Source organism: Clostridium moniliforme (assembly GCF_017873235.1).
Classification (GTDB): Bacteria; Bacillota; Clostridia; order Clostridiales; family Clostridiaceae; genus Clostridium; species Clostridium moniliforme.
Map to the genome: position 1 here is coordinate 25,285 of NZ_JAGGJZ010000013.1, position 8,680 is coordinate 33,964.

Genomic DNA, 8,680 nt, shown 5'->3' on the forward strand with positions numbered 1-8,680 from the left:
AAATCATTATGATTTGGTATTAATATTTTTCAAACTTTTAATATAAAGTATATTTAATTAACTAAACCTCTATTTTCAAAATATCTATTCTTTATCATATAATCTGCTATTTTATATGCTTTTTCTAATTGTTCCCTCTGCTCAGGTGTAGGATTTCCAATAACTTTATTTCCTTTAATTACAGTAGCATCCCTATCTGTATTTAAAAGATTTCTTCCCATAAATTTATCATTAGTATTTATTCCTAGTAAATATAGAATTGTCGGAGTAATATCACTTTGACCTCCTGGTGTATTTATAGTTTCTCCTTTCATTCCTGTTGCATAAATAAATAATGGTATTTTATGATCTACCTTCTTCCACCAAGTTCCTGGTAAAGGAAGATTTTGAATTTCATTATTATAATATTTATGAACTCCTGTATGATCTCCATAAATAACAAGAACAGTATTTTTCATTAACCCAAGCTTATTTAGTTTATTTATAAAAAATCCTATTTGCTTGTCTGCATAGTGAACACTTTGAAAATATCCACCTAATTTACTATCATCAATTACCTTAGGTAATTTTAATTCTCTATATCTATCTGGCAGATCAAAAGGTCCATGGCTTGATAAACTAGGTATTGTTGAAAAGAATGGCTCTTTTAAAGTCTTTAGTTTATCTGCATATTGACTATAAAATGATCTATCTGAAAGTCCCATTCCAAAAACATCATCAAGCTTATATGATGCAATATCCCACATCTTATTAATTCCTAAAGCATTAGCATGTGCCTCTGACCAGTTCCAATCCCCAGCTCTTTCTGCATGTGTAGATACTACTGTATACCCATTTTTAAGTAAATTTCTTGGAAGAGATGGATACTTAACCTCTGGGTGAGTTAAAAATGTTATACTATCTCCTAGTGTTAACATTCCAGAACTAACCATCATATCACAATCTATACTATTTCCAGCATTATTTTGCTCATAAAAATTATCAAAATAAAATGACTTATTAATAAGTTTATTTAAATTTGGAGTAATTTCTTGTCCATAAACTTTTTTACCAATGACAAAGTTCTCTAAAGACTCTATTTGCATAAATATTACATTCTTACCTTTAAATATCCCTTTATATTTGTTGTCTGGTAATTTCTTATTGTTCCAATCAAGCCAATTATCAACTTGCTTCATCTCATCTTCATTAGGTTTTTCATTATACTTCTCTATAGCCATTGCTGCCTCTCCTAAATGATATCCAAGAGGGGAAGCATCCTGCATCATTGCAAAAGGTGACCATGATGTATTCATAAATTTAACTCTATTATCAGTTATATTCTTAACATCAAATAAATAATGTGTTCCATAAATAATTGCTACACAAACAACTAAAACACCAATAGCTGATTTTGCATGTCTCTTGCAAAGACTTAATGATTTTGACTTATTTCTTATTAATATAAGTATTGGTATATCTATAATGAACAATAAATCTAATATACTTGGATTTATTAAACTTTGATTTAATGGATTAAACATATCTCTAAAAAATATATGTCTTAATCCTAAATAGTTTCTACTTGCTCTATAATACCAAAGATCTGCCAATAATAATAAAGAAAATAAACAATCTATTATTATTAAATAAGTAAATTGCCTCTTTCCCTTAAAGAAAAGAGCTGGTACTATCATTATTAGTAAAAATGATATGTGAGCAAGCAATACCTCGTTATCAATATGTATTCCCCAACCTAAAAATGATCTTCCAGTATTAGAAGCCCCTATAGCCATAAAAGCCAATGTTTTTAAAGCTAATATTATAAATACTAGAAGCTTAGTTGCAAAACCTATATTGATTCTTTTGATATAATTAAGTATATTATCAAACTTCATCCTTTTTCTTCACCTACTTAAAATTTTATCTAATATTCCAAAGTTCCTTTATTTTTTCTATTCCTGAAACAGCCAAAATTATAAACAGCCAGCAAACTATATATGAGTATCTAGATTGCATTTCTATAAATAGATAAGATAATCCATATCCACCAAAAGCTATATAAAAAAGATTTATTTCTGATTTCTTTTTAAATCTTTTTTTATTAAATAGTCCAATAAACACTAGTATCATCACTATTAAATACATAAATTGTATTGCAAATCTTCCACCATTATTAAAGTTAATTAATATATCTTTATTAGGAACGTTAAGCTGTGACCAAAATACACCACTTAAGTCTCCTTCTGCCCATTGATTTGAATATTTTTTTATATAAAACTTTAATAGCTCAGAAGGTGGAGTTGTTGTAAGCCTATCGTAGATTATTTCTTTACATGCATTGTCTATTTCATCATAATTAAAATTATATTTTTCTGGTATTTGTGCATCATCTAAATTCCATCTTCCACCATGTTTAATGTTAGTACCCTTTAATATTAATGTAGTTGCTGGCTCTGCACCCTTCCATAAATTATATTCAGTAATTTTGAAAGCCTTTAATGTTGAACTTGCTATAACAAGAACTAGCCCAAAGGATATTGCTACCATTAAAATATTTATTATCTTATTTTTTACCTTATTATCTGTATAAATTATAATATACATTACATAAGCTATTACCATAACTGGTGCAACCATTCTAAATAAATTTCCTATAGATAAAAGTACCCCTGATAATATAAACATAGCTGGATGAACTTTTTTCTTACAAGTTATAAGAAAAACATATATACTTCCTAAGTAAAAAGGTATTGCTATATTTTCTGTACAAAGTACTCCTGTATAAGTTACAAAAGGTGGAAATACTGAAGCTATTAAGGCACCAATTATTCCATAATATTTCTTTTCAAATGTTTCATTTAATATTAAGTAAATTAAGTAAATTATAATTACACCCATAATTAGATTTACAATTTTCATTGCTAATATTGCATTTGAAAAAAGCTTAAGCATTAATGCCATATACATAGTCATAACAGTTAAGTGTGGAAATCTTGCTATATATCCTGTTCCCCACATCATACCATAATTTCCTTCTAATACTGCCTTTGCCGTTTGATACATAGTATTAAAATCAGATACCGGAACTGATTTTACATTTATAAGCCATAATATTCTTAATATAGCACCCCATATTAAAATAATTATTATTTTACTTCTATTATTTAAAGTTTTACTTTTCACTAAAAAATATCCTAAAACAACAGTTAATATTAAAGCTAAAGTAGAAACTGTAAAAGATAAATCTAGTCCTTTATAGAAAACCTTTAAATCTAATATAGTTGCAAAAATTAAAATAAGTATTAATGGTTTTAATGCTATAGTTACAAAACTCGTAAAACCATTTCTAAACTTTTTTATTTCCATACCTAATCCTCCTAATTTTATAGTGAAATTATACTTTTAAAATTTCACAAATACAATTGTATCATAATGTTAATGTATTTTGTATTTACAAGTTTTACTTTTTAAAACTATTATATATTTTAAGTAATTTATAAGAAAATTTTAATATATTGCATAAAAAAAGTAGGAAATATAACTATATTTCCTACTTATTATTTAAATTATATATTTTTAAATAAATAATCCTGCACCTGGTCCAAGTGGTAATCCTAATAAGAACCATATTATTAATAAAACAGTCCAACATACTAAGAATGCCATTGAGTAAGGAACCATAGTTGAAATAAGTGTTCCTATACCTGTATCTTCATCATAAACCTCTGCAAAAGCAACTATTAATGCAAAATATGTCATAAGAGGTGAAATAATATTTGTGCTTGAATCACCAATTCTATATGCCATTTGAACAAGTTCTGGTGAATAATGCATTCTCATAAACATAGGTACAAAAACTGGTGCCATAATAGCCCATTTTGCTGATGCTGATCCCATAAATAAATTTATAAATGCTGATACAACTATAAATCCTAATATTAGTGGGATTCCTGATATTCCTGTATTTTCTAAAAAGTCTGCTCCCTTAACAGCAATAATTGTACCAATATTTGTATGATTAAAATATGAAACGAATTGAGCTGCAAAGAATACTAATACTATATATCCTCCCATTGAAGACATACTCTTACCCATTAAATTTATTACTTCTTTATCACTAGTTATATCTCTTTTACCAATTCCAAATGCTATTCCTGGTATTAAGAATGCTATTGATATTATTATTACCATTGAATTCATGAAAGGTGATTTTAATATTTCTCCTGTTTGAGGATTTCTAAGTGGTCCCCATGATGGAACAACAAGTAATCCCATAAATATTACAAATAATAATAATGCAATACCTGCAAATTTTAATCCTCTTTTTTCATTATCACTAATTTCTGTTATTTCTTCAGCTTGTTTTTTACCTTTATATTCGCCAAGTCTTGGTTCAACAACCTTTTCTGTTATAATTGTACCAACTATTGTAATAAGTATTGTTGAAGCTATTAAAAAATACCAGTTTGAAGCTATTCCAACTTCATATCCTGCTTGATACATTTGAGCTGATTCTTGAGTTATTCCTGCAAGTAATGCATCTGTTGGTCCGAAAATTATGTTAGCACTAAATCCACCTGACACTCCTGCAAAAGCAGCTGCAATACCTGCAAGTGGATGTCTCTTAAAGCTTAAAAATACAACTGCTCCAAGAGGAATAAGTATAACATAACCTGCATCTGATGCTATATTTGAAATTACTCCAGCAAAAACTACTACTACTGTAATTAATCTCTTTGGAGTACTAGTAACAAGTTTTCTTAATAATGTTCCAATAAGGCCTGTCCCTTCCGCAACTCCAACTCCAAGTAATGCTACTAATACTGTTCCAAGTGGTGCAAAACTTGTAAAGTTATTAACTGCACTTTCAAACATGTATCTTATTCCATCTGGAGTTAAAAGTGATTGAACTGATACAGTTAATTCTTTAATTTCCATTGTGGCTCTATCTAATCCTGTATAAGTAACACTAACCCCCATTTTTGCTAATATTGATGATAAAACTATAATACCTGCACATAAAATAATAAATATAGTAGCTGGATGTGGTAATGCATTACCAACTCTTTCAACCATATTTAGAAACCCTTTTTTCTTAATGTTTTTTTCCATTAGTTGTCCTCCTCTTAATTAATATCCCCCACTCGAGTCCTCTCAATGAGCACATGTGTTTTTAATTTATGTACATTATATAACATTTTTAAACTAAAAACAACTTTTTTTTAAACTTTATTAACATTTAAAGGTTTTAACTTAATACTTATATAGTTTTTTATTTTTCTTTATAAAAATTTTTAAACTTGTTTTAACCTATTCACCTTAATATTTTCTTATTTTTACATAAAATTCTCTTATATTTATAAAGTCCTATGATAAAATGTATTTATCATAAAATCTAAGATAGGGGAAAAACAATGAAAAATAAAAATTTTAAAAAAGCTTTGAAATACAGCTTAATAACAATTCTTATTATTCTATTAGCCTATGGAATTACATTCTATTTTAGCTTCTTCCAAGGAAATACATATGTAAGAAATGGACAAGTAATAAGTAAGATTAAACCAAAAAACTATAAAAGTATTTATACTTCATCAATTAATTTAAATTCTGAACCTTTAAGAAAAATAGATAATATTACAATTTCTATTTTAGGAAAAACTGTTCCAAAAGATATACCTATTTTATTAAGAGCTCAAAGATATTATTTACCTTTAGATTATGTAAATAAAATTTTAGGATTTTCGAAAAATGAAAATAATTCATTGATTTTTTCAAAAAAAGATTTAAAAATTACTTTTTCCGAGAAGGAAGCTATAATTAATGGTAAAAAATATGATTTAAGAGGTTGGCTAGCAAAATATAAAGATAAAGATTATATTTCTATATCAGACATTGAATATATCTATTCTCTAACTGCAGTTTTTGATTTTAAAAATAATTCAGTTAAACTTTTAAAATCAAATTATAGTAGATTAACAAAAACCAATACTAAGCTTAAAGATGGCAAAGCTGCCTTAATAAGATTAGAAGATTTTTCTTCTGGTGGTGCTCTATATCAAGATATAAATCAAACAAAATTAAAAGTAATGGCAGATTATTTTTATAATAATAATATAAGATTTCATATAGCTTGGGTACCTAGATATAAAGATCCTGAAAAAGACTTTGATAATAACCTTTTAACAAATAATTCTATAAATAATGTTGGTTTTATTAACCTATTAGATTACATGATTAATAGCGGAGCTGAAATTGGACTTCATGGATATACTCATCAGGCAGGAAATAGTATAAGTTTAGCTGGAATAGAACTTTCAAGTAAATTTAATTCAACAGAAAAAGAAACTAGAGCTGTTATAGAAAATGGACTTAAAAATGCTGATGCTTTAAATATTCCTGTTCACTTTTTTGAAAGCCCACATTATCAAGCAACTAGAAAACAAAAGGAGATTATACAAGAATATTTTAAATATTTATATGAACCATATAGTGTTCTTTATTTTACAGCTCTTAAAGAAACACCAAATGGCAATATTTATATTCCAACACCTCTTAATTATGTAAAAAATCATAATACTACGCCTATGATAAAAAGAATTAAAAGTCCATCTCCAAATTTATTAGCATCATTATTTTATCATCCAACATTAGAGCTTGATTATTTAAATTTTAACTCTAATAATAATACTTTTAATGGGAAAATAGCTCAAAATTCATTAATTAAATCAATTGTTGATGCATTAAATAAAAATGGTTATTCTACAATTTATGTTACTGATATTAAATAAAACATATTACTCATAGTAAACATAATTACTTTAAATATAAATTTTAATAATAAACAAAATAAAAAAAATAATTTATATAAACAAAAAGCAAAAGTCTAATTTACGACCTTTGCTTTTTATTTATTATACTAATTATAAAGAATAGTAATGTTGAACCTGTTGCTGCCCCAGATGTATCTATTAACACATCAGTAAATCTTCCTGCTCTTCCAGCTACAAAAATTTGGTGTATTTCATCAGTTGAAGCATATATAAATGATAATATTATTGAAAATATTAAAGCTTTTTTATTTCCTACATAAAACCTTAATACATTAAAATAAAGTATATTTAATATTAAATACTCAATAAAATGTGCACCTTTTCTAATTATTGTAATAGCTATATTAACATAAATTCCTTCAATATCTAACCCTAAATGTCTTACTATATTCAATACAAAATCACTTTGACTATTTGAAATATTTGCTGGCTGATTTGACATATAAAATATAAATATCATCCAAATCAATAATATTACCCAGTATAATATTCTCTTTTGTTTATCCTTCATCTGTTAATTCTCCAATCAATAATAATAAGTTATATTATACTACAATAAAATCTCAAAAGTAAATTTATATATCTTATATAATTGTCTATCTCTAACAATTCATTTTAAATAATTAATTCACCCTTATACACCTATATCTTATAGAGAACTATCTATCTTGAACAATATACTTATTTATATAAGCTAATGATTCTTCTATTATACTTTGTCCACGTTCTATATCCTCTGTTTTAATATTTAAATTACATAATCTTTGATCTATAGATTGAATTTGCTCTTTTAGCTCTTGTAATAATTTTGTTTCATACTTTATTTGTATTCCATCTGCATCTATGAATATTTTCTCTGGTGGATCTCCACATACTGAACATTTTGCATATAACTTGTTTCCATTAGTATCTTTAAACAATTTAAAGTTATCATTTTTACACGAAGAACAAAAGGATAAAACTTCATATATCTCATCTCCTATATCATGATAATATTCATTTCTACATTCCATGCATATAGCTTTTATTTTATTATCCAAGGATTCAATTCTAAATTTATTTCCAGAACAACCTTCCTTTTCACATACAAAAGTTCTAATCATTTTATCATCTCCCATAAATTTTAAATAATGACTTCAATAGCTAATTTATATTCTTTAAAAAAAGAAAATATTCTATATATAAAAAAATAGGAATCTATCATGTATTTATTAGATTCCTATTCTATAATTATTATTACGTTTATATGACATTTTAAAAATTTTTACATTCATTAATTTCTTCTTCAATTATTCTTATTTTTTCGTCTATATAAGAAGTTTTCTTTCCAGCTAAAATTAACTGTCGTTTTTCAAGCTTCAATTGTTTAAGACATTCATTTAATTCTTCTATTTTGGTCAAAAAAAACACTCCCCATCCTAAGCTTTAAAAGATACTATTATTATATATTCTTATTATATTATATGTTTATATACCATTTTAGTTCTACCTTTTGAAAACGTAATCAAATAACATAATTACTTTATATAATAATTATATATAATCACAAGTAAGATGTATACAACTAACTTTAGCAATATTTTTTCATTTTATTACATTTTATAGTTTATATACCCCTTATTATTCATTATTTTATTTTTTATTATAAATATTATTTAAATTATATAGACAAAAACAAATTTAACTTATATATCATTGTTAATATGTATTATAAATTTCAGTTACTATAAATTTTCATAAAAAAAAGCTATGAACGTGTGTTCATAGCTTTCTACCTTTTGGTGGAGGTAAGGAGATTCGAACTCCTGACCCCCTGCGTGCAAGGCAGGTGCTCTCCCAGCTGAGCTATACCCCCAAAATGGTGGACC

General features: G+C 26.0%; 7 protein-coding genes and 1 tRNA gene. 1 reads left to right on the top strand and 7 read right to left on the bottom strand.

Annotated features, from left to right (window positions below; genetic code table 11):
- Positions 1-53: 53 nt before the first annotated feature.
- From J2Z53_RS12190 to J2Z53_RS12200, 3 genes are all read right to left on the bottom strand, one after another.
- Positions 54-1,877: an LTA synthase family protein gene (locus tag J2Z53_RS12190; RefSeq protein WP_209797759.1), complete on the bottom strand. Its 1,824-nt coding sequence runs from the start codon at positions 1,875-1,877 to the stop codon at positions 54-56.
- 25 nt (positions 1,878-1,902) lie between these two features.
- Positions 1,903-3,348 carry a glycosyltransferase family 39 protein gene (locus tag J2Z53_RS12195; RefSeq protein WP_209797760.1) on the bottom strand — a complete coding sequence of 482 codons (1,446 nt, stop codon included), beginning with the start codon at positions 3,346-3,348 and terminating at the stop codon, positions 1,903-1,905.
- A gap of 210 nt (positions 3,349-3,558) precedes the next feature.
- Positions 3,559-5,094, bottom strand: a complete 1,536-nt coding sequence (locus J2Z53_RS12200) for an AbgT family transporter (protein ID WP_209797761.1) — start codon at positions 5,092-5,094, stop codon at positions 3,559-3,561.
- 302 nt (positions 5,095-5,396) lie between these two features.
- Between J2Z53_RS12200 and J2Z53_RS12205 the strand changes: the two genes are divergently transcribed.
- On the top strand, positions 5,397-6,770 hold the full coding sequence (locus J2Z53_RS12205) for a DUF2334 domain-containing protein (RefSeq protein ID WP_209797762.1): 1,374 nt from the start codon (positions 5,397-5,399) through the stop codon (positions 6,768-6,770).
- 100 nt (positions 6,771-6,870) lie between these two features.
- Here the strand turns inward: J2Z53_RS12205 and J2Z53_RS12210 are convergent, their stop codons facing one another.
- From J2Z53_RS12210 to J2Z53_RS12225, 4 genes are all read right to left on the bottom strand, one after another.
- Positions 6,871-7,323, bottom strand: a complete 453-nt coding sequence (locus tag J2Z53_RS12210) for a VanZ family protein (protein WP_209797763.1) — start codon at positions 7,321-7,323, stop codon at positions 6,871-6,873.
- A 148-nt stretch (positions 7,324-7,471) separates the two neighbouring features.
- A complete protein-coding gene (locus tag J2Z53_RS12215) occupies positions 7,472-7,915 on the bottom strand; it encodes a hypothetical protein (protein ID WP_209797764.1) in 444 nt (147 codons plus the stop codon).
- 151 nt (positions 7,916-8,066) lie between these two features.
- A complete protein-coding gene (locus J2Z53_RS12220) occupies positions 8,067-8,213 on the bottom strand; it encodes a hypothetical protein (protein WP_209797765.1) in 147 nt (48 codons plus the stop codon).
- Between the two features lie 378 nt (positions 8,214-8,591).
- Positions 8,592-8,667 (bottom strand) — tRNA-Ala (locus tag J2Z53_RS12225).
- Positions 8,668-8,680 lie beyond the last annotated feature (13 nt).